The sequence below is a fragment of the Massilia atriviolacea genome, from assembly GCF_003953935.1.
Classification (GTDB): Bacteria; Pseudomonadota; Gammaproteobacteria; order Burkholderiales; family Burkholderiaceae_D; genus Telluria_A; species Telluria_A atriviolacea.
Map to the genome: position 1 here is coordinate 1 of NZ_RXLQ01000018.1, position 21881 is coordinate 21881.

Below are 21881 nucleotides of genomic sequence, written 5' to 3' on the forward strand. Positions count from 1 at the left end.
CGCGCTGGGAGAGAAAGCCAGGGAAGAAGCCAGGGTGCAAGGCAGGCAGGAGGGGATGATCGAAGGCCAGGCGATTGGCCTGCGAAAAGTGCTTGGCAGCCTGTTAGCCAGGCGCTTCGGCGACGTGCCGGCTTGGGTTGTGCAGCGCATCGACCAGGGGACGATTGACGAGCTTGAACAGTGGTTCGAGCGCAGCCTCGACGCGACCGGCCTGGCGGCGGTATTCGGCGACGCGACGGCGACCGGCCGGAGTTCATCCGACTGAGTCAATGATCTGTCGTTTGCCAGCGCATCTGGACATCAGCCGATCCGGCCTCACTGAACAGCACGACGGCAACTGGCCCCACCTCCGCCGGCCAAATCACATCATGCCGATGTCGCGCATCGGCACGCGATCGATGACGATCCGGCGCCGGTGAGTTCAGCCGGCCGCACGCTACGCCAGGTCGGCTTCGCTGGTGAAGGCGTCGGCGTAGAACTCGTCGGCCGGCAGGCCGCATTGTTCCACATACTCGCGCCGCGCGGACTCGATCACCACCGGTGCGCCGCAGGCGTAGACCTGGTAGCCCGACAGGTCGGGGATATCGTGCATCACGGCGGTGTGGACGTAGCCGGTGCGCCCGGTCCAGTGGTCTTCCGGGAAGGCGTGCGAAATCACCGGCACATAAGTCAAGTTCGGCAGGGTGGCGGCCCATTCTTCGCACAGCGCGTTCATGTACAGGTCGATCGGACGGCGTCCGCCCCAGTACAGGCTGACGGGGCGGGTGGAGCCGAGGTGGATCAGGTGCTCGACCAGGGCCTTGACCGGCGCGAAACCGGTACCCGAGGCCAGCAGCACGATCGGCTTGTCGGAATCCTCGCGCAGGTAAAAGGTGCCGAACGGGCCTTCGAAGCGCAGGATGTCGCGCTCCTTCATGGTGTTGAACACCTGCTCGGTGAACAGGCCGCCCGCCATGTAGCGGATGTGCAGGGTCAGCGGGCCGTCCTGGCTGGGTGCGCTGGCCATGCTGTAGCTGCGCCGCTTGCCGTCGCGCAGCATGAATTCGATGTATTGCCCGGGACGGTAGGCCAGCGCTTCATTGGCCGGCAGCTGCAGGGTGACGATGGCCACGTCCGGAGCGGGCTTCTCGATGCTGGCCACGCGCGATGGCATCTTGCGCACCGGATAATCGGTGCTGCCGCCCACTTCACGCGCTTCGATGACCAGGTCGCCCGCCGTGGTGGCGCAGCAGAACAGCGAGTAGCCCTGGGCTTTTTCTTCCTCGCCCAGTGCGCGCTGCTGGTGCGCCTTGTGCGCGACAGTGCCGGATACGACCTTGCCCTTGCAGGAGCCGCAAGCGCCGTTCTTGCAGCCGTAGGGCAGGCCGATGCCGGCGCGGATCGCCGCCGCCAGCACGGTTTCGTCCGCTTCGCAGCTAAACTGGTGGCCGCTGGGCTGGACAGTAATCTGAAACGTCATGGTGTCATCATCAGGTTGAACTACATGGTCGGGGCCGATCGCACGCTGCCTGGACGATCGGCGGTTGCCGGTATTTTACATGCACTGCCGAAGGCGCTGCATCCCGCCCGGCGGCTGGCGCGGCACCGGCAGCGCGCTTATCTTGTATATTGTCCGGCCAGCCCATCGATAATTCATCATTGACATGACCATCTCTTCCTCCTTCCAACGGCCGCGCCTCCTGATCCTCGGCTGCGGCGATGTCGGCATGCGCCTGCTGCCGCTGGTGCGCGCGCGCTTTCGCGTATTCGCCGTGACCAGCAATGCCGAGCGCTGCGCCGAGTTGCGCGCGGCCGGCGCGGTTCCCGTCATTGCCGACCTCGACCGGCCGGCCAGCCTGAAGCGCCTGGCCGGCCTGGCCGACTGGGTGGTGCACATGGCGCCGCCGCCGTCCGAAGGCGGCATCGATACGCGTACGCGCAATCTGTGCGCGGTACTGCCGGCCGGCGCGCGCATGGTGTATATCAGCACCACCGGCGTGTACGGCGACTGCGGCGGCGCGCTGATCGACGAAACCCGCACTGTGGCGCCGCGCAATGCGCGCGCCCAACGCCGGGTCGATGCGGAACGGGTGCTGCGCGCCTGGGCCACGCGCAGCGGCGCGCGCCTGGCGATCCTGCGCGTGCCCGGCATCTACGCGCGCGACCGGCTGCCGCTGCGCCGCCTGGAGCAGGGCACGCCGGCGCTGCTGGCAGCGGAGGACGTGTTCACCAACCACATCCATGCCGACGACCTGGCGCGCATCGTGGCGCTGGCCTTGTACAGGACATTGCCCGGCCGTATTTATCACGCGGTCGACGATACCCACATGAAAATGGCCGATTATTTCGATACGGTGGCCGATGCCTTCGGCATGGCGCGCCCGCCTCGCGTTGCGCGATCGCAACTAGTTGCTTCGGTATCTCCCATGTTGCTGTCGTTCATGTCGGAATCGCGCCGCATGAGCAACCGCCGCATCAAGGAAGAACTGGGGGTGCGCCTGCGCCATCCGCAAGTGGGCCCGGCGGTGGCGGCAATGGCGCTGGTAAAATGACGGTTCTCACTAAGGAAGCGCGATGACCTACGAAGAATATCTTGATGAAGTAACCACCCTGATCACCGAAAAATACAAGCTGAGCGATGCGGCAGCGATCAAGCTGGTCGTGAAGGCGCAGGACGCCGAATTTTTCGTCGAGCATGACGAGAAGGAAGCCATGCGCACCATCGACCGCGCGCATCAGGATGCCAAGACCCTGTACCTGGCAAGCCAGAAGAAATAAGGCGCAAAACAGGCTGTCAATGGGCACATTCCAGCGCCCGTTTGACCGCCGTCAAGTTCTCGGCGCGTGGCGGATCGTATCGTGTGCGGTGTCGCCCTCCATCGCTCACTTGCGAGCCCTGCCATGCCGCATCGAATCATCCAGCCTACCAAAGAGCAAGTACGCGCCTACATGGTCAGGCGCGAAGGCGCGCGCCGCCCGCCGCCGCCTCCCGACGAGATCCGCCGCCAGCTCGGCTGGCGACTGGTGCGCAGCGAGAGTGAGTGCTTGCTCATCGAATTCTATCTGATTCCCACCAACTACAGCCGTTTGGCCGCCCAGATCGCGCTGGACTGGTTGTTCGCGCCCGCGCGGCGCGCCGCGCACCGCTCAAAATCTCACCAAATATTGCCTTAATTACAAACTGTATTGAATTTAAGTTCTACTGGTTGAGCGAATGTCAACACTTAGGTGTATGATGCACGCCTATGCCCAAGCCGCCGCATATTCGGGCTGTTTTTGCCATTACCGCTTACTAATCGACTGTAAAGACAGTGCCCTGGCGAATATGCCACGGGTGCGAATTTCGAGAGACTTAACTTCATGACCAATCGCAGATTTCCAGAAGAACCGACCTACGATCCGAACGCAGTGCTCGACGCCATCATCGAGCGCCTGCAGCTCAAGAACGATGCGGCCCTCTCGCGCGCGCTCGAAGTGGCGCCGCCCGTGATCAGTAAAATCCGCCACCGCACCTTGCCGATCGGCGCCACGATCCTGCTGCGCATGCACGAGATCAGCGACTTCAGCATCCGCGAACTGCGCGCGATGATGGGCGTGCCGGCGGAAAGCATCAACGTCAATATCAACGCCTGAGGCGATCCAAAAGAAAAGGGGCACCATCGGTGCCCCAGGGGATTGCGGGTCAGGGCCGCGGCGTGGTCAGGCCGGCTGCGCGGCGTCCGCGCCATCCTTCATCAACAGCGCCGGTGTGGCCGCGGTGACGATGACAGGCGCGCTCGCGGTGCGCGTGCACCAGGCCGATTGGACAGCGGCCGGCATGGCCCTCGTGCACCATGCCGCCTTGACCGCCTCTTCGCTGGTGCGCGTGCACCACGCGGCGTTGACGTCGGGCGTGACGGTGCGTGTGCACCAGGCGGACTGGCTGCCCGCGGCCGTCGTGCGCGTGCACCAGGCGGCTTTGATTTCCGGCGTGACGGTGCGCGTGCACCAGGCGGACTTGGCGTTCTCGTTGGTGGCGCGCGTGCACCAGGCGGCCTTGATTTCCGGCGTGACAGTGCGCGTGCACCAGGCGGACTTGGCATTATCGGTGGTGGCGCGCGTGCACCAGGCGGCTTTGATTTCCGGCGTGACGGTGCGCGTGCACCAGGCGGACTTGGCGTTCTCGTTGGTGGCGCGCGTGCACCAGGCGGCCTTGATTTCCGGCGTGACAGTGCGCGTGCACCAGGCGGACTTGGCATTATCGGTGGTGGCGCGCGTGCACCAGGCGGCCTTGATTTCCGGCGTGACAGTGCGCGTGCACCAGGCCGACTTGGCCGCTTCGGCGGCGGTCCGGGTACACCAGGCGGCCTTGGCGCCCGTCGCTGGCGCCGCTTCTTGTTCCGTTGGCGTGCGGGTGCACCAGGCCGATGGCGCCGCGCCCGTTTTCACCGGCACCACAGGGTCCACGGTGCGCGTGCACCAGGCGGCGGCGCGGGCGCCATATACTTCGCCGAAGGTGCTTTCATACAGGTCGCGCATGCGGTTGCCGCAGTCCTGCAGGTGCTGCGTGTCTTCCGCTTCGCCGCTCATGCCCACATACGGATAGTGGTGCAGGAAATAGCCGAACGCGTGCTCGCAATCCTTGGCGTACTTCATCGTGTCCAGGATGTGGTAATGCCAGAAGATGTCCACTTCCATCATCGGCGCGGTTTCATCTTCCGGGAATGCCTTCATCAGATACAGGAAACGGCGGTACTCCACTTCCACCGCGTCGGCTTTTTCCTTCGACCAGCCTTCGCCGGATTCGGCATGCGTGAGCTTGAATTTGATCGGTTCCAGATCGAGTTCGGAGATTGCTTTGATTGCGTCGTTGGTCATCATGATAAGGCCTCTTTTTTAGAGTTGTGATTGGTTTAGTGACTACATTCCCTGTTTGAACTTGCGGATATTGCGGTGCTGCGGGCTGCCTGTCTCCTTTCTTTCTACGATTCAATCAATTGCCCGATTACATTGATTTTCGTTACTGTTTGAGGATGTTGCGCCGGTCCGCTGCCAGCTTGTTGACTTTGCTCAAGCATTAATCGGGGATATTCCTAGTGCATTGCGGATGCACTGACGCTGCCGCAGGCCAAACAGGAGGGTTCTGTTTAGGACAGTGCCGGTCCTCATCAGACAAACGCGGCATGGGATGCTGTTTTGCTGCTCGTCGGGATGCTTTGCCCGCGCGCGGGCTCATTGTGCAAAGGGACGCTCACGCAGACCGTCGTCCCTTCTCCGGCATTGCTGGTGATCGAAAACGAGCCGCCCAGGATGCTGATGCGTTCCTCGATGCCGACCAGCCCGAACGAGCCCACCTTGGCCCGTTCGCCGGCCTGCAAGCCGATGCCGTTGTCGATCACCGTCATCGACAGGCGGTTGCCGTTGAGCTTGAGTTCGACGCGGACCCTGGTGGCCTGCGCATGGCGCACGATATTGCTCAGCGATTCCTGCAGGATGCGGAAGAAGGCGGTGGCGGCATGGTCGCCCAGCGCGACTTCCTTCGGCTCGTCGATCAGCTCGCAGGCGATGCCGGTGCGGCGCTTGAATTCGGCGATCTGCCACTCGACCGCGGCCGAGAGTCCCAGGTCGAGCACGTTCGGCCGCAGGTCGTTGATGATCTGGCGCACGCTCTTGATGGTGGCGTCGATCTGCTGCAGGGTGGAGCGGGCGCGTGCGTGCAGGCGCGGATGGCGTTCGCGCGTGCGCGAACTGAGCATGTCCGCTTCGATGCGCAGCGCCAGCAGGTTTTGTCCGAGGTCGTCGTGGATTTCGCGCGCGATGCGCTTGCGCTCGCCTTCCTTGATCTGGTCGGCGTGGGCCGCCAGGCGGCGCAGGTTCTGGTGCGACAATTGCAGCTTGGCCTGGCTGTCGCGCAGTTCGCGCGTCATGCCCTTGGCCATCTTGATGGCGCGCCGGCGCGACGAGGTCAGCGCATGGAACAGCGCGTACAGCAGCATCGAGCTGACCGAGCCGGCCAGCATCGCCAGCCATGGCGCAAATTCTTCGAAGCCCGTGTACAGCTCGGTGGCGGCGACGGTGAAGGTGGCGTCCCACTGGCGCCCGTTGAAGTCGATCGGCAGGGTCGCGCTGAAGCGGCGCGGCGAGAGCATCGCCGGCAGGGACGACGCGGGCGCGCCGCTGTCGAACAGCACGCGCCCGCGCAGCTTGTCCGGCCCCATGGCGTTATCGACCAGCGTCATGCGCACGTTCTTGATCGGCACTTCGTCGATCACGCCCTGCACCAGCTTGTGCACGCTGAACGCGATGCCGACCGTGCCCAGGTAGGCGGCGCGGCGCTGCGCCACGGTCTCGGTCGGCGCATGCGGCCGGTACACCGGCAGGCGCATCCCGAGGCCGGTGCGGTTCGGCCCGGAAATGAAGGAGATCGGCAAGCCCGAGGTGAACAGCTTGCCCGTGTCGCGCAGCTCGTTCAGGGTGCCGATGATCAGCGGATTGGCGAACATATCGTAGCCGAGCGTGGCGGCCCAGCGCTGTTCCGGCTCGACGAAGGTGACCACCGTGTAGGCCGGACGCCGGCCCGGCGGCGTGATGTTGAACTCCGCCGTTTGGGCGCCATCGGCGGCGCGTTCCTTGCGCACGCGCTGCAGGAAGGCGTCGCGCTCTTCGTCCAGCAGCAACTGGGCGAAGTTGATGTTTTCGATGGCCGGGAAATTGTGCGCCAGCCCCAGCCCGTTGACATAGCCGTGGAACTGGCGCCGGGTGAGCGGTTCGCTGATCTGGAACACGCTGACCGTGCCGCGCAGCACGTCGGTATAGGACTTGATGCGGGCATTGATGGTGTTGCGCGCATTCTGCGCCAGGCCGGCGAAACGGGCGCGCGAATCGGCTTCGATAGAATTGGCGGTGGCAAAGTAAAGCACCGTGCCCACCGCCAGCGAGAAGGGCAAACCGATCCACAAAGCTGGACGTGCCGTAGAGAATGTTTTTAGAGTTGTCTTCAAAGTAAGCATTGCGCGTCGCCTTCCTTTCGGTTAGCCGCAATTGGCGATGCATTGTTTGATCTACATTAACTGGAAGTTAGTTGTCAGAATACCTAGCCACCCTGCTAGGTATGCAGTTAGGAAAAGTCTGAATATTGAACAAACCCCGCTGCGGCAGTGCCGGGGCGGGGTTCGGAGGGGACAAAAACGTCGCGCTATGGCAACATTTATTTAGCGAAGCTATCTTTCAGAGTGGTAACTCTGTTAAATACCGGCTTGCCCGGCGCGGAGTCGACACGGTCGGCGACAAAGTAGCCGTGGCGCTCGAACTGGAAGCGCTGGTCCGGTTCGGCCGCGCTCATGCCCGGTTCCAGGTAGGCGGTCACCACTTCCAGTGCGTTCGGATTGAGGAAGGGTTTCCAGTCGCGGCCGCCGGCATCCGGCTGCGCTTCGGTAAACAGGCGGTCGTACAGGCGCACTTCGGCCTCCAGCGCGGTGGCGGCGCTGACCCAGTGAATGTTACCTTTGACCTTGTAGGCGTTCGATCCTTCGGTGCCCGACTTGCTGTCCTCAAAATACTTTACGTGAACGGCAGTAACATTACCGTCGGCATCTTTGTCGAAACCGGTGCATTCGGTCACGTAGCCGTGGCGCAAGCGAACGCGGCTGCCGGGGGCGTCGCCGATCGGCGGGAAATACCGAAAGTAACCTTTTGTCGGCACTTCCATGAAGTCGTCCCGCTCGATCCAGAGCTCGCGCGTGATAGGGAAAACGCGCATCCCGCGCTCCGGAAAGTGCGGATGCACGGGCGAGCTGCATTCGACCGATTCGCCTTCAGGAAAGTTATCAATAATCAACTTCAGCGGACGCAGCACGGCGGTGGCGCGCGGGGCCTTGGGGTCGAGGTCGTCGCGCAGGCAGCCTTCCAGGGTGCTCATGTCGATCCAGCCGTCGGCCTTGGACACGCCGATGCGCTCGCAGAACAGCTGGATCGATTCCGGCGTGTAGCCGCGCCGGCGCAGGCCGACGATGGTCGGCATGCGCGGGTCGTCCCAGCCGGTGACGATGCCTTCGTCGACCATCTCGCGCAGCTTGCGCTTGCTGGTGACGACGTAGGTCAGGTTCAGGCGCGCGAATTCGTACTGGTGCGGCAGCGGCTGTTGAAAGAAGCCGCCCTCGGCCAGGGTAGCCAGCAGCCAGTCGTAGAACGGGCGGTGATCCTGGAATTCGAGCGTGCAGACCGAATGGGTGATGTTTTCCAGCGCGTCCGAGATCGGGTGCGTGAAGTCGTACATCGGATAGATGCACCAGGCGTCGCCGGTACGGTGATGGTGGGCGTGGCGGATCCGGTAGATGGCCGGATCGCGGTTGGTCATGTTGGGCGAGGCCATCGAATCGGCGGCCATCTTGATGCGCAGGATGTGCTCGCCGTCCTTGTATTTACCGGCCTTCATGTCGCGGAACATCGCCAGCGATGCTTCCGGGCTGCGGTCGCGGAAGGGCGAATTGGTGCCCGGCGTACCGAAGTTGCCGCGGTTTTTCTTGATGTCGTCGGCGCTCTGGCTGTCGACGTAGGCGTAGCCGGCCGTGATCAGGTACTCGGCCATGGCATACAGGCGCTCGAAATAGTCGCTCGCGTAGTACAGGTGGCTCTGGCCTTCCTGTTCCCAGCTGAAGCCGAGCCATTTGACGCTGTCGATGATGGTGTCGACGTATTCCTGTTCTTCCTTGGCCGGATTGGTATCGTCGAAGCGCAGGTTGCAGCGGCCCCGGTAGTCGCGCGCCAGGCCGAAGTTGACGCAGATCGATTTGGCGTGGCCGATGTGCAGGTAGCCGTTCGGCTCCGGCGGGAAGCGGGTGATTACCGGCGGCAAGCCCTCACGGACGTGGGTGCCGGCGGCCAGGTCGTTCTCGACGATGGCGCGCAGGAAGTTCGGCGACGGGGCATTCGCAGCCGGCGCCGCAGTGTTTTTTTCGTTGCTCATGGAGAGATGCTTTGCGGATGATAGGGTTGTGTCATTTTAACGCAAATAGGGGGCATCCCAGTGACTTGGCGTGGGCTTGCCCACTGCCGCGAGCCGCGTTCCGCCCCGTCAGGCCGGTTCTATAGGATAATCTCGCTTTACAGTTTCGGCAGCAGGAGTTTCCCGTGGACAATTTATACACCACCCTCGGCGTGGCGCCGAATGCGACCGACGACGAGATCAAGAAGGTGTACCGCTCGCTGGCCATGCGTTTCCACCCGGACCGCAACGACGCCCCCGGTGCGGAAGTGCGTTTCAAGAGCATCACCAAGGCTTACGAAATCCTGTCCGATCCGGCCAAGCGCGAGGAATACAACCAGAGCGTCAACCACCGCATCATCATCGACGCGGAGGAAGAGGCGTTCGCCCTGTGGCGTTCGCTGTTCAGCCTGAACGGGGTGAGCTTGCCGGCGTAAGCGCCGCCTTCCACTTTCGGACCGTGCACGCGCCGCTTTCCGGCGCCGGGCGTCCGTGCTTGAAACGTCCGTGCTTTAAACGTCCGTGTTTTATACGTATTACCAACAGGATCATAAAATGAGAAAAGTACATCCCGAATTTGCCTACCAGTCGCGTGAACTCGGCGGCCAGATCGACGGCATTTTGGGCGACCCGCCGAACCGCAAGAACTACGACATGATGGTCGGCGCCCTGGTCGGCGAATACGCTTCCGGCGGCGGCATCGAAGACGTCAACATGATGAGTTTCGCGCTGGTCGATCACATCACCTTCAGCAATCCCAAGGGCTTGCTGGTGGAAGCGGGCGACTACGAAGGCGGCAGCCCCGAAAAAGTATTCGCCATGGCCGCCTGCGAAGGCGAGGCCGAAGCCATGTACAGCGCCATGACCGACAACCATCCGGAACTGGCGCGCCAGGCCATCATCACCGCCTTCCTGTTCAAGCACCCGCGCCTGTGGGACGAGGACGACGAGTCGCTCGAACAGCTCTCGCGCGACGATGACGGCGACGACGGCTACGACGACGAAGAAGACGGCGTCAGCGACGACTTCGCCCAGATGTTCGATAAGGAAGGAGATTGAGCATGAGCGACAACAGCAATCTGCCCGCGCTGTCGAAACAGATCAGCGAACTGGTACTGGCCGGTTCGCTGTCGCATGCCGAGCAGGCGTTTTCCGAAGCGGTCGAGCAGCACGGCGACCTGGCCGTGGTCGAGGTGCTGTCCACCCTCGCGCCGCAGGTCACGGCGCTGCACTTGTCCGGTTTCGACGGCGGCAAGACCTCGCTCGCGACCCTGCTGGTGCCGCCCAAGGCCTGGGCCGACAGCCTGGCGTTTTTCGCCGCCACCTGGTCGGACGACATGATCGAAGACGACCCTGAGCGCGTCGCCGAGACCCTGTTCGCGCATGTGCACGGGATCGTCTTTTCGACCGACGACGCCGAACGCCGCGCCGAACTGCTGGTGGAGGCCTCGGCCACCGATCACGGCGCGACCGTGTTCGCCATCCTGTTCTCGATGGCGCCGAAAGAGATGCTGGAACTGGCCGGCGAAGTGCTGGCCAAGGGCCCCTACATCACCAGCCAGACCTCGTCCGACAGCGACGTCGCGCCGCTGGCGATCGAACTGGCCAAGGCCAGCGAAGATGGCTGGGACCGCGCCCTGTTCGAACTGTTTCCGGACTTTCGCCACAGCGGCGACCTGGCCGACGCCGAGTACAACGACGACCCGGACGAAGAACAGCAATTCCTCACGCGCAGCACCAAGGAACTGCTGTACCGCTTGCGCAAGCAGGTGCCGTCCTCGCGCAGCAATGTGCCCAAGCGCGGCGCGCGCAAAAGCATCGGCACGGGAATCTTCTCGTGACGGAGGCGGCGCAGGACATGTTGCCCGCCATCGTCGTCGAACGCCTGCCGCGGCTGGTGCGGGCGATCCGCTGCCTGTCCGCGCGCGCGATCGGCGACGAATCGGTGATCCTGGCCGACGAACTGGCCGGCATCACCGCCATGGTGGCCGAAAAATTCACCAACGAGCGCACCGCCGAAGGCATCCAGAAAGCCATGCTGCTGACGGTGGGCTGCGTGTCGCTGGGGCTCGACCATGAGCTCAGGCACGAGAGCGACGACGAGGCGCTCGACTTGCTGATCGGGGAAGGCGCGGAGCATGCGTTCCAGACCGGCTTCCGGCTGGTGCGCGACCTGTCGGCCCTGCCCGAGGATGCGCTGGTGGGCGAGTACGACCAGGATCCGGTGTATGCGCAGCGGCGCCTGCGCGATCTGTTCGTCGACCTGTGCAGCGCCGATCCGCACCAGAACTGGGCCGGCTACGACAAGTTCGAGATCCAGTACAGGCAGCGCAAGGCGGTGCAGGCGATCGTGCGCGCGGCCGGCTGGCTGCGCCGCCATCACTACGCGGGGCCGATCAACGATGCCGACCTCAATGCCGAAGGCGTGATCGCGGTGGCGATCATTTTCGCCATCGAGGGAGGCGGGCGGATCGTGGCGCGCACCGGGCAGGCCGATTTCGAGCGCCTGGTCAAGTCGGTGCGCAAGAACAAGCCCGATTACGAAGAGGGCTGGGCGGCGCTGATGAAGCAGGTGCCGGCGCAGCACCAGCCGGTGATCGCGGAGCGGATCGCGTCCTACCGCGACAGCTGCACCGTGATCCAGAAAATCCGCACGCGCACGGCGATGAAGACCTTGTTCGCCGAGTTCGAAAATTATGCGGGCTCGGAATTGGACGCGGATTACGGTTGATGGCGCCGGGCGGGCGGCTCACAGAGCCGCCTCACTCGCCAGCGCCAGAAACGCCTGCACCAGCGGCGCATGCTCGCCCTTCCTCTGCGCCAGCAGCAAGGTGGTGGTCGCCGCCGCGTCGAGCAGCGGGCGATAGCACACCCCGTCCATCCTGATCCGCTCGAACGACCCTGGCAGCACCGACACCCCGCAGCCCGCCGCCACCAGTCCGATGATGGTCGACGCTTCGCCCGCCGTCTGCTCCACCCTCGGCACGAAGCCCGCATCCCGGCACAACCTGAAGATCTGCGGATAAATCCCCGTCCCCGCGCTGTGCGGATACATCACGAAGGGCAGATCGGCCATCTCGGCGATGCCGATCGCCTTCTTGCGCGCCAGCGCCAGGCCGGTCGGCAGCACCGCCACCAGCGGGTCTTCGCGCAGCGCCGTCAGGCCGATATTGTCGGGCAGCGCATCCTCGGGCGGACGCACGAAGCCCAGGTCGAGTTCGCGCCGCGCCAGCTTCTCGAGCTGCGGCACGGTGGCCATTTCGTGCAGGGTCAGGGTCACCGCCGGATACTGCTGGCGATAGCGGTTGATCACGTTCGCAAACAGGGGCGTGAGCGGAGTCGAAAACGTGAAGCCGATGCGCAGTTCGCCCGCCTCGCCGCGCTCGGCCCGGCGCGCGGTGGCGGTGGCCTGCTCCGACAGCGCCACGATGCGGCGCGCATCCTCCAGGAACAATCTGCCGGCTTCGGTCAGCCTCACCCAGCGCTTGCTGCGCTCGAACAGCCGCGCGCCGACGTCCGCTTCGAGCATCTGGATCGCATGGCTCAGCGGCGGCTGGCCGATGTGCAGCCGCTCGGCGGCGCGCGTGAAATGCAGTTCCTCGGCGACGGCGATGAAGTAGCGGAGCTGGCGAAATTCCATGTCTGTAATCGATTCTAAGTATGAGAAACGACTTAAATATATATTGGACAGTATAAAAGCGCAAACCTAAGATGGCATCAAGTTATTCACTTCGGGTTGCCCATCATGTCTTCCAGCGCCGTTACCGCCGGCTTTTCTTCCTCCTCTGCCGCTTTCAAGCGCATCAACCGCGCCATGCTGTGCGGCGGCTTTTCCGCTTTCGCGCTGCTGTACTGCGTGCAGCCGCTCATGCCGCTGCTGGCGCACCAGTTTGCGCTCACGCCGGCCCAAAGCAGCTGGTCGCTGTCGATCGCCACCCTGGCGCTGGCGGTGTCGCTGGTGATCAGCGGCGCCGTGTCGGACCGCATCGGCCGCAAGAAACTCATGACGGTCGCCCTGGTCGGCGCCGCCGTGTTCACGCTGCTCACCGCCGTCGCCCAGAACTATGCCCAGCTGCTGGTGCTGCGCGCCTTGCTCGGGTTTTCGATGGGCGGCATGCCGGCGGTGGCCATGGCCTACCTGAGCGAAGAAATCGAAGGGCCCTCGCTCGGGCTGTCGATGGGCCTCTACATCAGCGGCACGGCGCTGGGCGGCATGGCGGGGCGGGTGATCGCCTCGGTCGTCAGCGACCATTATTCGTGGCGCCTGGCGCTGGGCGCGATGGGCGCCGCCGGCCTGTACGCGGCCTGGGAGTTCGCGCGCAGCCTGCCGGAGTCGCACAACTTCAGGGGCGGCAAGCCGGGCCTGCGCGGCTTGCTCGACGGCGCCCGCATCCACCTGCGCGACGACGGCATGCCATGGCTGTTCGCGCTCGGCTTCCTGGTGATGGGCGTGTTCGTCAGCCTGTATAACTACATCGGCTACCGCATGCTGGCCGCGCCATTTCACATGAGCCAGAGCGCGGTGGGGGCGATGTCGGTGCTGTACCTGATCGGGATGTTCAGTTCCGTGTGGGCGGGCCGGCTGGCCGACCGCATCGGGCGGCGCAATGTGCTGTGGATGGTGACCGTCATCATGCTGGCCGGCCTGCTGCTGACCTTGTCGAGCCATCTGCTGCTGATTTTGGCGGGAATGAGCCTGTTCACCTTTGGATTCTTCGGCACCCATTCGGTCACCAGCAGCTGGGTGGGCCGGCGGGCGAGGGCGCCCCAGGCGCTGGCGTCGGCGATGTACCTGTTCTTCTACTATATCGGATCGAGCGTGATCGGCGCGGGGTCGGGGATGGTGTGGAGCGCGGCCGGCTGGAATGGCGTGGTGGGGATGCTGGCGCTGGCGCTCGGCCTGGCCCTGGCGATCGCCCTGCGCCTGCGCGGACTGGCGCCGATCGAGCCGGCCGGTTTGAAGGCCGCAGTGTAAGTACCCAACAGGCTCTCTCTTTCCCGATACCCGTCGTTCCCGCGAAGGCGGGAACCCAAGTTCGTGCCGCAGCTACGCGTTACCGAGCATCCTGGGTTCCCGTCTTCGCGAAAAGTCGGTTCCGGCAGTGCCGAAGACGACGAGGGTATCGAAACTAAATGGCGCCTTTTGCCCTGAGCGCCGCAATCTCTTCCTCGCTGCGCCCCAATACCTCGCGCAGCACTTCCTCGGTATGCTGTCCCAGCATCGGCGGCGGCAGGTCGGCCTGCGCCGGCGTGAGCGACAATTTCATCGGACTGCGCACCAGCTTGACCTTGCCCGCCGCCGGATGATCCATCTCGATCGCCACGCCGCGCGCCTTGACCTGCTCGTTCTCGAACACTTCGCCGACATCGTTGATCGGCCCGCACGGCACGCCGACCGCTTCCAGCTTTGCGATCCAGTCGTCGCGCGTGCGCGTTTTGACCATCTGCGCCAGCAGCGGCACCAGCACATCGCGGTGCTGCACGCGCAGCGGATTGGTGGCAAAGCGCGGGTCGGTCAGCAAATCCTCGCGCTCGCCCGCTTCCACGAACTTGCGGTACTGCCCATCGTTGCCGGTGGCGACGATGATATGCCCGTCCGCGCACGCGAACGTCTGGTACGGCACGATATTCGCATGCGCATTACCCCAGCGCCTGGGCGGCTTGCCGCTGTTAAGGTAGTTGCTGCCCACGTTGGCCAGCATCGCCACCTGCGTGTCGAGCAGCGCCATGTCGATGTACTGGCCCTGGCCCGTGCGGTCGCGGTGCGTGAGCGCGGCCAGCACCGCCACGGTGGCGTACATGCCGGTCATCAGGTCGGTCAGCGCCACGCCGGCCTTTTGCGGTCCGCCGCCGGGCAGGTCGTCGCGTTCGCCGGTCACCGACATCAGCCCGCCCATGCCCTGGATCAGGAAGTCGTAGCCGGCGCGGTGCGCATACGGTCCGTCCTGTCCGAAGCCGGTCACCGAGCAGTACACCAGGTCCGGCTTGATTTCCCTGAGGCTGTCGTAATCGAGGCCGTAGCGTTTCAGCTGGCCGACCTTGTAGTTTTCCAGCACCACGTCGGCCTCGCGCGCCAGGTCGCGGATCAGCGCCTGGCCCTCGGGCGTGGCAATATCGACAGTGACCGAGCGCTTGCCCCGGTTGGCGGTCAGGAAGTAGGCCGCCTCGCTGGTGTTGTTGCCGTCGGCGTCGCGCGCGTACGGCGGTCCCCACGCGCGCGTGTCGTCGCCCACGCCGGGTCGTTCGATCTTGATCACATCGGCGCCCAGATCGGCCAGGTTCTGGGAGCACCAGGGACCGGCCAGCACGCGCGACAGGTCGAGTACGCGGATGTGGCCGAGCGCTTTGGGCATGCCCGAAAATGCTTGTGTCATTGTGTCTGCCTTGTTGCAAATCAGGCAGCAATTATATCGGCTCGCGCCGCTCTGCGGCCAAGCGCGGAACGCGGCCGGACCGCCCTGACCATTTTGTGCAGAAAAGTTAAATTGGTCTGACCAATAACGCCAATTGGACTAGCCGATTTGAAAGTTTGCTGGCATACTTATCAAAACCGACCGCAATGGCGCCCGCAATTCCCGGGCTCATGCGGGTACGGGCAGACAAGGCACCCAACATGACGACACCGGAAAAAATCCCGCTCCACATCCGCATGCACGCGGACGACAACGTGGCCATCGTGGTCAACGATGGCGGCTTGCCGGCCGGGACGGTGTTTCCCGATGGGCTGGTGCTGGTCGACGCCGTGCCGCAGGGGCACAAGGTGGCCCTGGCCGATTTCGCCGAGGGCGACCCGGTGACCCGCTACAACGTGACGATCGGCTTCGCCGCCCGCGCGCTGTCGAAGGGCAGCTGGATTTCGGAAGCGGTGCTGCGCATGCCGGCCGCGCGCGAACTCGAAGGCTTGCCGATCGCCACCCGCGCCGCACCCGTCCTGGCGCCGCTCGAAGGCTACACCTTCCAGGGCTTTCGCAATGCCGACGGGTCGGTCGGCACGCGCAACATCCTGGCCATTACCACCACCGTGCAATGCGTTTCCGGCGTGGTCGAACACGCGGTCAGGCGCATCAAGAGCGAACTGCTGCCGCGCTACCCGAACGTGGACGATGTGGTGGGGCTGGAGCACACCTACGGCTGCGGCGTGGCGATCGACGCGCCGGGCGCCGAGATCCCGATCCGCACGCTGCGCAATATCAGCCAGAACCCGAATTTCGGCGGCCAGGCGATGGTGGTCAGCCTGGGCTGCGAAAAACTGCAGCCGGCGCGCCTGTTCCCGAAAGGCTCGATCCCGATCCTCTCCGGCGCCGACCCGGCGCACGTGTGCCTGCAGGACGACGGCCACGTGGGCTTCCAGTCGATGATCGATTCGATCATGCGCACCGCCGAAGTCCAGCTCCAGGCGCTCAATGCGCGCCGGCGCGAAACCTGCCCGGCGTCCGACCTGGTGGTGGGCGTGCAGTGCGGCGGCAGCGATGCGTTTTCGGGCGTGACCGCCAATCCGGCAGTGGGCTACGCGACCGACCTGCTGGTGCGCGCCGGCGCCACCGTGATGTTCTCGGAAGTGACGGAAGTGCGCGACGGGATCGACCAGCTGACCTCGCGCGCCGCCAACGCGGACGTGGCCGAGGCCATGATCCGCGAAATGGCATGGTACGATGCCTATCTGACGCGCGGCGGCGTCGACCGCAGCGCCAACACCACGCCGGGCAACAAGAAGGGCGGGCTGTCGAACATCGTCGAAAAGGCGATGGGATCGATCGTCAAGTCGGGATCGTCCGCGATCACGGGCGTCCTCTCGCCCGGCGAAAAACTCAAACAGAAAGGGCTGATCTACGCAGCCACCCCCGCCAGCGATTTCATTTGCGGCACCTTGCAGCTGGCGGCGGGAATGAACATCCACGTGTTTACCACGGGGCGCGGCACGCCGTACGGCCTGGCCGAATGCCCGGTCATCAAGGTCGCCACGCGCAACGACCTGGCGCGCCGCTGGCACGACCTGATGGACGTGAACGCGGGCCGCATCGCCAGCGGCGAAGCGAGCATCGAAGACGTCGGCTGGGAGTTGTTCAAGCTGATGCTCGATGTGGCCAGCGGCAGCAAGACCTGGGCCGAACACTGGAAGCTGCATAATGCCCTGACCCTTTTCAATCCTGCACCGGTGACCTGATTATGAGCAAACCCTTCAAACGCATCTTGCTGACCGGCGCCGCCGGCGGCCTCGGACGCCAGCTGCGCGACCGCATCAAACCCTGGGCCGACATCGTGCGCCTGTCCGACCTGGCCGACGTCGGCCCGGCCGGCGAAGGCGAAGAAGTCGTGCAGTGCGACCTGGCCGACAAGGCCGCCGTGCTCGCGCTGATGGAAGGCGTGGACGCGGTACTGCACTTCGGCGGCATTTCGACCGAAGCGCCGTTCGACGCGATCATGCAGGCCAATATCCTCGGCGTGGCCAACCTGTACGAAGCGATCCACAAGTGCGGCGTCAAGCGCGTGGTCTTCGCCAGCTCGAACCACACGATGGGCTTCTACAAGACCACCGACCTGGTCGACGCCGAGATGCCGCCGCGTCCCGACGGCATGTACGGCATCAGCAAGGTGTTCGGCGAGTCGATGTCGCGCTACTACTACGACCGCTTCGGCATCGAGACCGTGTGCCTGCGCATCGGTTCCTGCTTCCCCAAGCCGGGCAATGCGCGCATGATGACCACCTACCTGAGCCTGGACGACCTGGTCGAAGCACTGCGCTGCTCGCTGTTCGCGGCGCGCACGGGCCACACCATCGCCTTCGGCGTGTCCGACAACAAGGCGAAATGGTGGGACGACCGCCACTCGCGCCACCTCGGTTTCGTGGCCAGGGACAGTTCGACCCAGTTCGGCGACATGTTCCCCTTCACCGGTGAATACGCGCCGGACGACGACATCACCATCACCTACCAGGGTGGCGGCTTCTTGCTGACCGGGCCGCAATATAACTAAGCTGGCATCGCTGGTCCTGCGCAACGCGCAGCTGTCCGCCGAGATCCTTCCGGGATTCGGCGGCGCCTTGTCGCGCCTGGACTGGATCGGCGGCGCTGCGCCGGTGCCGGTGCTGCGCCCGTACGCCGGGGGCGAGGCCGCGCCGCGCCCGAACCAGCTGGCCTGCTTTCCGCTGCTGCCGTGGTCGAACCGCATGGCCGGCGGCTTTTCGCATGGCGGCCAGCGCTACGACATCGCACCGAACCGCGAAGGCGATCCCTTCCCGATCCACGGCGAGGGCTGGCAGCGGCCGTGGACCGTGGCGTTCCAGTCGGCCAGCCAGGCGCTGCTGATGCTCGAGCGCCGCGACGGCGTGCCGTTTTCCTACCGCGCCTCGCTGGAGTATGCCTTGCGCGGCAATACGCTGGTGGTGACGCTGGAAGCGACCAACACCGGCGCGCTGGCGCTGCCGTTCGGCCTGGGCCTGCATCCGTGGATGCCGCGCGCTCCCGGCACGACCTTGCAGGCGGCCGCGCGCGAGGTGTGGATGGCCGGCGCGGACAAGCTGCCCGCGCATGCACAGGCGATTCCGGAAGCGTGGTCGTTCGAACGCGCAAGGGCGCTGCCCGATGGCCCGATCGATAATATCTTCGAAGGCTGGGATGGCAAGGCGCGCATCCGCTGGCCTGAGAATGGCCTGAACCTGGAGATCGCGGCCGATGGCGCTTACTACATCGTGTATGCGCCGGCCGGCGGGGATTTTTTCTGTTTCGAGCCGGTCGATCACCTGATCAATGCGCACAATATGGCCGGCGGACCGGCAAGGCATGGCTTGACCGTGCTGGCGCCGGGCCAGCGGCTGCGCCGCACGTTCAGTTTTGCGGTGACTTAGCCCGCCACGACGTGCGCGGCGCCGCGTTCGATGGTCTGCACCACGCGCGACGCAGGCTTCAATGCCATTTCGATTACCTGCAAGGCCAGCTGCGGCTGCGCGTCCCCGCACATGAAAATATCGGCCGCCGCGAACCCGTATTCCGGCCACGTATGAATCGAAATGTGCGACTCGGCCAGCAGCAGCACGCCGGTCACGCCCATCATGTCGCCGAAGCTGTGGAAGTGGCTGTGCAGGATGCGCGCCCCGGCCGCCTCGGCGCCCGCGCGCAGCAGGGCGTCGATTTCCGCGCTGACCGTCAGCAGGACAGGATCGACCCCATGGAAATCGGCCAGCAGATGAATGCCGGCCGGGCGATGCGCGCCGATACTCATTTATGGCCCCCGCCAGAGCTGCCGCTATAGCCGCCGCCGGAACTCCAGCTGCTGCCCCCGCTGCTGCGGCCGCCCCAGTTGGAGGAGGAATCGAACATCGAGACCCAGCTGAAGATAGTCGCGAGCACAGTCACGCCGATGGCGTACACGAAGTTTTTCGTTCTCATTGCTAGTCCTTGTCAAGCCAGTCGCCCGGTTGCGCCAACGCGAAAATGAATATGATGGCGACCAGCAGGATCAGCGCGGTCTCTCCGAAGTTAAACATCAGCGGAATGAAATTCAATCCGAGTAACCACCAGAAGAATTTTTGCACGGAGCCCGAGCCCTCCGGCGGCGCCTCGGCCCCGTAGGTTGCGTCGGCCATCTTCGGCCCGACGCCGAACCAGGTCTTGATCTGGTCGTACGCCAAGCGCGTCGAGCGCGACCACGTCATCTCTTCGCGCGTGGTTTCGGCCGACAAGGTGCCGGACGTGTTCTCGTATTCGGTGACGAACACCTGGTCGCCCACGCTCACCCGCCAGTTGAAGGCGCCCGCCGCCGCGACCACCGTCGCCAGGTAGCTGTCGCTCTTTTCATAGTTCTGGTTCTCGGCCTTGGCTACCTCGCCGGCAGCGGGATTCCAGCTTGGCCAGCGGTGCATCACCTTGGCCTGGAACCAGCCGGCATTGGTTTCCACCAGCCAGAAAAAGCCGCCGCGCGCGGAAAACAACAGGTACTCGGTCCATTTGCTGGCGCCCGTGCCGCTGGTGGAGCGTACCATGGCGCCGATTACCGTGTGCTGGCTGCCCCGGATGTTGGCCGTGGCCCCGAGTTCGATGGTAGTGCGCATGGCCGCCACCTTGTCGCCGGCCGCCAGCACGCTCGCCTGCGGGCCGGAGGCGTCGAGCTGCGCCTTGCACGCGGGGCAGATCAGGGTCGTGGTGATGCCGGGCAGGTACTTGATGGCGCTGCCGCACGACGGGCAGTCGAGCGCGTCGACCTTGCCGCGAAAGCGGCCGGCGCCGGCCTTGACCTGGTCGTCGTCGCGCAGCAGCTGGCAGCGCATCTCATCTAACGTGACGGCCACCCCCGAATACACCAGCGGCACTTCGCCGTCGGTGTAGTCGAGCGTCACAAAAGCGGCGCCGTTGCGCAAATCCGCGACCCGGATGCGCCAGCCTTCGCCCACGCGGAACGGCAGCTCGCCCTGGCCGGCGATGCACTCGGCGCTGCGGATCTCGGCCGGCAGAAAGGTTTCGCCGTTGATGACGACCGGCTGCGCGATCCGCAGCGCGTCGAAAGCGGGCAGCGCCTCCTGGACCTTGCGCGCGCCGGTCATGGTGAACTGGCCGGACGAATCGCCCAGCCAACCGCTGCCGCCGTCGCCGAACAGCACGTACCACTCGTTCCACATGCCCTGGGCGTAGCGCAGCTGGATGCGCCCGAGCACCGTGAAATTGCGCCCGCCGTGAATGCCGCAGGTACCGATCTGGATCGGCGAATAATCCTCCAGCACCGACGACATGGTGCCCAGGTTCTTGACCGACTCGGCGTCCTTGAGCAGGGTGGCGCGGCAAAACCCGCACACCGCCATCACGGCGGCGTGCGATCGGAACGTGACTTCGGCGCCGCAGCTTGGGCAGGAAACGATGTGCATGGACAGCGGCTTAGCCGATCAGTTTTCTGAGCAGCTCCGTCTTGGTGCTGTTGTAGTCGTCTTGCGAGATCAGGCCCTTGTCGAGCAGTCCCTTGAGCTTGAGCAGGCGCTCTTCGATCGGATCGACTTCCGGCGCGGGCGCCTGCAAGGGCGCGGTCGGCGCCGGCGGCACCTGCGGGATCATCGAGCCGCTCATGCCCTGCGCCATGGCGTGGCCGAGCATCGCGCCTGCTCCCAGGCCGGCGCCGATGCCGGCCAGGCCGCCTTCATTCTGCGCCGCCAGCGGAATGCTGGTGGCGACCTGGAACTGGGTGAAGCCGCCCATCTTCTCGCTCGAGAGCCCGCCCTTCATGCCGGCCGAAATGCGTTCGTCGAGCGCAGCCTGCAGTTCTTCCGGCAGGCTGACGCTGGCGACGTTGAATTCGTCCAGTCCCACGCCGTAGCGCGCAAAGGCGGCGTACAGGTCGCCCTTGACCTGCTGCGCCATTAGCGCCTGGTTGGCCGCCATGTCGAGGAAGGCGACCTTGGCGCTGCCCAGCGAGGAGGCCATGGTGGCCATCAGGATGCCGCGCAGCTGGTCTTCGACCTCGTCGCGCGTGTAGACTTCGCGCGTGCCGCTGATTTCGGTGAAGAACAGGCGCGGGTCGGCCACGCGGTAGGAGTACATGCCGAAGGCGCGCACGCGGATCATGTCGAAGTCGGCGTCGCGGATCGTGATCGGCTGCGGCGTGCCCCATTTGCGCCCGGTCTGCACGCGCGTGCTGAAGAAGTAGACGTCGGACTTGAACGGCGAATCGAAGAACTTGTCCCAGTTTTTCAGGTTGGTCAGCAGCGGCAGGGTATTGGTGGTGAGCTTGTGGGTGCCGGGGCCGAAGACGTCGGCGATCTTGCCTTCGTTGACGAACAGCGCCATCTGCGACTCGCGCACGTTGAGGATGGCGCCGTTCTGGATTTCGAAGTCCTGCATGGGGAAGCGCCATGCCAGCACGCCGTCGTTCTCTTCGTTCCATTGCAGGACGTCGATGAACTGTTTTCTGATGAATGAGCCAAGGGACATGTCGGTCTCCGGTAGGAATGCGTTGAATG

The 21881-nt window shown here is 64.6% G+C and carries 22 protein-coding genes and 1 pseudogene; 13 read left to right on the top strand and 10 right to left on the bottom strand.

All coding sequences use genetic code 11. The annotated features are described in order from the left end of the window. Positions 1 to 265: pseudogene (locus EJB06_RS25690) on the top strand (DUF4351 domain-containing protein); the annotation flags it as partial. A 171-nt stretch (positions 266 to 436) separates the two neighbouring features. On the opposite strand, the gene EJB06_RS25695 reads toward EJB06_RS25690, so the two are convergent. Then, a complete protein-coding gene (locus EJB06_RS25695) occupies positions 437 to 1459 on the bottom strand; it encodes a CDP-6-deoxy-delta-3,4-glucoseen reductase (RefSeq protein ID WP_126076885.1) in 1023 nt (340 codons plus the stop codon). A gap of 184 nt (positions 1460 to 1643) precedes the next feature. On the opposite strand from EJB06_RS25695, the gene EJB06_RS25700 reads away from it, so the two are divergent. The 4 genes from EJB06_RS25700 to EJB06_RS25715 all read left to right on the top strand — a co-directional run bounded on the left by EJB06_RS25700 (position 1644) and on the right by EJB06_RS25715 (position 3612). After that, entirely contained in the window at positions 1644 to 2531 is an 888-nt protein-coding gene (locus EJB06_RS25700) for an SDR family oxidoreductase (RefSeq protein WP_126076886.1), read from the top strand. 22 nt (positions 2532 to 2553) lie between these two features. Next, complete coding sequence (locus EJB06_RS25705) at positions 2554 to 2757, top strand: hypothetical protein (RefSeq protein ID WP_126076887.1); 204 nt, start codon at positions 2554 to 2556, stop codon at positions 2755 to 2757. A gap of 123 nt (positions 2758 to 2880) precedes the next feature. Beyond that, positions 2881 to 3153 (top strand): hypothetical protein, encoded by a 273-nt coding sequence (locus EJB06_RS25710; protein ID WP_126076888.1) that lies wholly within the window; start codon positions 2881 to 2883, stop codon positions 3151 to 3153. A gap of 186 nt (positions 3154 to 3339) precedes the next feature. After that, a complete protein-coding gene (locus EJB06_RS25715) occupies positions 3340 to 3612 on the top strand; it encodes a hypothetical protein (RefSeq protein WP_126076889.1) in 273 nt (90 codons plus the stop codon). A gap of 66 nt (positions 3613 to 3678) precedes the next feature. Here EJB06_RS25715 and EJB06_RS25720 read toward each other — a convergent pair whose 3' ends face one another. The 3 genes from EJB06_RS25720 to EJB06_RS25730 all read right to left on the bottom strand — a co-directional run bounded on the left by EJB06_RS25720 (position 3679) and on the right by EJB06_RS25730 (position 8923). Next, entirely contained in the window at positions 3679 to 4839 is a 1161-nt protein-coding gene (locus EJB06_RS25720) for a glycine-rich domain-containing protein (RefSeq protein ID WP_126076890.1), read from the bottom strand. Between the two features lie 287 nt (positions 4840 to 5126). Next, positions 5127 to 6905 (bottom strand): sensor histidine kinase, encoded by a 1779-nt coding sequence (locus EJB06_RS25725; protein ID WP_229427289.1) that lies wholly within the window; start codon positions 6903 to 6905, stop codon positions 5127 to 5129. Between the two features lie 260 nt (positions 6906 to 7165). Beyond that, the gene (locus tag EJB06_RS25730) at positions 7166 to 8923 is read right to left on the bottom strand and encodes a glutamine--tRNA ligase/YqeY domain fusion protein (protein ID WP_126076892.1); all 1758 of its coding nucleotides are present in this window, start codon (positions 8921 to 8923) and stop codon (positions 7166 to 7168) included. A gap of 164 nt (positions 8924 to 9087) precedes the next feature. Here EJB06_RS25730 and EJB06_RS25735 point away from each other — a divergent pair, with 164 nt between their 5' ends. From EJB06_RS25735 to EJB06_RS25750, 4 genes are all read left to right on the top strand, one after another. Further along, positions 9088 to 9378: a DnaJ domain-containing protein gene (locus EJB06_RS25735; protein WP_126076893.1), complete on the top strand. Its 291-nt coding sequence runs from the start codon at positions 9088 to 9090 to the stop codon at positions 9376 to 9378. Between the two features lie 118 nt (positions 9379 to 9496). After that, entirely contained in the window at positions 9497 to 10000 is a 504-nt protein-coding gene (locus EJB06_RS25740; protein WP_126076894.1) for a hypothetical protein, read from the top strand. A 2-nt stretch (positions 10001 to 10002) separates the two neighbouring features. After that, complete coding sequence (locus EJB06_RS25745) at positions 10003 to 10782, top strand: hypothetical protein (protein ID WP_126076895.1); 780 nt, start codon at positions 10003 to 10005, stop codon at positions 10780 to 10782. 17 nt (positions 10783 to 10799) lie between these two features. After that, positions 10800 to 11672, top strand: a complete 873-nt coding sequence (locus EJB06_RS25750) for a hypothetical protein (RefSeq protein ID WP_126076896.1) — start codon at positions 10800 to 10802, stop codon at positions 11670 to 11672. An 18-nt stretch (positions 11673 to 11690) separates the two neighbouring features. Here EJB06_RS25750 and EJB06_RS25755 read toward each other — a convergent pair whose 3' ends face one another. Beyond that, complete coding sequence (locus EJB06_RS25755; RefSeq protein WP_126076897.1) at positions 11691 to 12581, bottom strand: LysR substrate-binding domain-containing protein; 891 nt, start codon at positions 12579 to 12581, stop codon at positions 11691 to 11693. A 105-nt stretch (positions 12582 to 12686) separates the two neighbouring features. Between EJB06_RS25755 and EJB06_RS25760 the strand changes: the two genes are divergently transcribed. Next, on the top strand, positions 12687 to 13916 hold the full coding sequence (locus EJB06_RS25760) for an MFS transporter (RefSeq protein ID WP_126076898.1): 1230 nt from the start codon (positions 12687 to 12689) through the stop codon (positions 13914 to 13916). 154 nt (positions 13917 to 14070) lie between these two features. Here EJB06_RS25760 and EJB06_RS25765 read toward each other — a convergent pair whose 3' ends face one another. Then, complete coding sequence (locus EJB06_RS25765) at positions 14071 to 15315, bottom strand: CaiB/BaiF CoA transferase family protein (RefSeq protein ID WP_229427290.1); 1245 nt, start codon at positions 15313 to 15315, stop codon at positions 14071 to 14073. Between the two features lie 239 nt (positions 15316 to 15554). Between EJB06_RS25765 and garD the strand changes: the two genes are divergently transcribed. From garD to EJB06_RS25780, 3 genes are read left to right on the top strand one after another with little or no spacing between them, the layout of a single operon-like run. Beyond that, on the top strand, positions 15555 to 17105 hold the full coding sequence (garD, locus tag EJB06_RS25770) for a galactarate dehydratase (RefSeq protein WP_126076899.1): 1551 nt from the start codon (positions 15555 to 15557) through the stop codon (positions 17103 to 17105). A 2-nt stretch (positions 17106 to 17107) separates the two neighbouring features. Next, positions 17108 to 17914 (top strand): NAD-dependent epimerase/dehydratase family protein, encoded by an 807-nt coding sequence (locus EJB06_RS25775; protein ID WP_126076900.1) that lies wholly within the window; start codon positions 17108 to 17110, stop codon positions 17912 to 17914. Between the two features lie 16 nt (positions 17915 to 17930). Then, entirely contained in the window at positions 17931 to 18785 is an 855-nt protein-coding gene (locus EJB06_RS25780; protein WP_370660154.1) for an aldose 1-epimerase, read from the top strand. On the opposite strand, the gene speD is transcribed toward EJB06_RS25780, so the two are convergent. Genes speD through EJB06_RS25795 form a run of 4 tightly spaced genes read right to left on the bottom strand, consistent with a single transcriptional unit; the run spans position 18782 to position 21852 of the window. Next, on the bottom strand, positions 18782 to 19159 hold the full coding sequence (gene speD / locus EJB06_RS25785; protein WP_126076902.1) for an adenosylmethionine decarboxylase: 378 nt from the start codon (positions 19157 to 19159) through the stop codon (positions 18782 to 18784). The two genes, EJB06_RS25780 and speD, sit on opposite strands and share 4 nt — an antisense overlap. Continuing rightward, positions 19156 to 19326 carry a hypothetical protein gene (locus EJB06_RS32070; RefSeq protein ID WP_164558041.1) on the bottom strand — a complete coding sequence of 57 codons (171 nt, stop codon included), beginning with the start codon at positions 19324 to 19326 and terminating at the stop codon, positions 19156 to 19158. Before EJB06_RS32070 ends, speD begins: the two co-directional genes overlap by 4 nt. Before the next feature lie 2 nt (positions 19327 to 19328). Then, positions 19329 to 20795 (bottom strand): DUF4178 domain-containing protein, encoded by a 1467-nt coding sequence (locus EJB06_RS25790; RefSeq protein ID WP_126076903.1) that lies wholly within the window; start codon positions 20793 to 20795, stop codon positions 19329 to 19331. Positions 20796 to 20805: 10 nt separating this feature from the next. Beyond that, entirely contained in the window at positions 20806 to 21852 is a 1047-nt protein-coding gene (locus EJB06_RS25795) for an SPFH domain-containing protein (RefSeq protein ID WP_126076904.1), read from the bottom strand. Positions 21853 to 21881: the final 29 nt, after the last annotated feature.

Excerpts from the sequence above, each read along its gene's own strand:
- EJB06_RS25765 (WP_229427290.1), bottom strand. The coding sequence starts at position 15,315 with ATGACACAAGCATTTTCGGGCATGCCCAAAGCGCTCGGCCACATCCGC.
- EJB06_RS25695 (WP_126076885.1), bottom strand. The coding sequence starts at position 1,459 with ATGACGTTTCAGATTACTGTCCAGCCCAGCGGCCACCAGTTTAGCTGC.
- garD (WP_126076899.1), top strand. The coding sequence starts at position 15,555 with ATGACGACACCGGAAAAAATCCCGCTCCACATCCGCATGCACGCGGAC.
- EJB06_RS25750 (WP_126076896.1), top strand. The coding sequence starts at position 10,800 with ATGTTGCCCGCCATCGTCGTCGAACGCCTGCCGCGGCTGGTGCGGGCG.
- EJB06_RS25755 (WP_126076897.1), bottom strand. The coding sequence starts at position 12,581 with ATGGAATTTCGCCAGCTCCGCTACTTCATCGCCGTCGCCGAGGAACTG.
- EJB06_RS25775 (WP_126076900.1), top strand. The coding sequence starts at position 17,108 with ATGAGCAAACCCTTCAAACGCATCTTGCTGACCGGCGCCGCCGGCGGC.
- EJB06_RS25710 (WP_126076888.1), top strand. The coding sequence starts at position 2,881 with ATGCCGCATCGAATCATCCAGCCTACCAAAGAGCAAGTACGCGCCTAC.
- EJB06_RS32070 (WP_164558041.1), bottom strand. The coding sequence starts at position 19,326 with ATGAGAACGAAAAACTTCGTGTACGCCATCGGCGTGACTGTGCTCGCG.
- EJB06_RS25790 (WP_126076903.1), bottom strand. The coding sequence starts at position 20,795 with ATGCACATCGTTTCCTGCCCAAGCTGCGGCGCCGAAGTCACGTTCCGA.
- EJB06_RS25730 (WP_126076892.1), bottom strand. The coding sequence starts at position 8,923 with ATGAGCAACGAAAAAAACACTGCGGCGCCGGCTGCGAATGCCCCGTCG.
- EJB06_RS25705 (WP_126076887.1), top strand. The coding sequence starts at position 2,554 with ATGACCTACGAAGAATATCTTGATGAAGTAACCACCCTGATCACCGAA.
- speD (WP_126076902.1), bottom strand. The coding sequence starts at position 19,159 with ATGAGTATCGGCGCGCATCGCCCGGCCGGCATTCATCTGCTGGCCGAT.
- EJB06_RS25745 (WP_126076895.1), top strand. The coding sequence starts at position 10,003 with ATGAGCGACAACAGCAATCTGCCCGCGCTGTCGAAACAGATCAGCGAA.
- EJB06_RS25740 (WP_126076894.1), top strand. The coding sequence starts at position 9,497 with ATGAGAAAAGTACATCCCGAATTTGCCTACCAGTCGCGTGAACTCGGC.
- EJB06_RS25715 (WP_126076889.1), top strand. The coding sequence starts at position 3,340 with ATGACCAATCGCAGATTTCCAGAAGAACCGACCTACGATCCGAACGCA.
- EJB06_RS25700 (WP_126076886.1), top strand. The coding sequence starts at position 1,644 with ATGACCATCTCTTCCTCCTTCCAACGGCCGCGCCTCCTGATCCTCGGC.
- EJB06_RS25760 (WP_126076898.1), top strand. The coding sequence starts at position 12,687 with ATGTCTTCCAGCGCCGTTACCGCCGGCTTTTCTTCCTCCTCTGCCGCT.
- EJB06_RS25720 (WP_126076890.1), bottom strand. The coding sequence starts at position 4,839 with ATGATGACCAACGACGCAATCAAAGCAATCTCCGAACTCGATCTGGAA.
- EJB06_RS25795 (WP_126076904.1), bottom strand. The coding sequence starts at position 21,852 with ATGTCCCTTGGCTCATTCATCAGAAAACAGTTCATCGACGTCCTGCAA.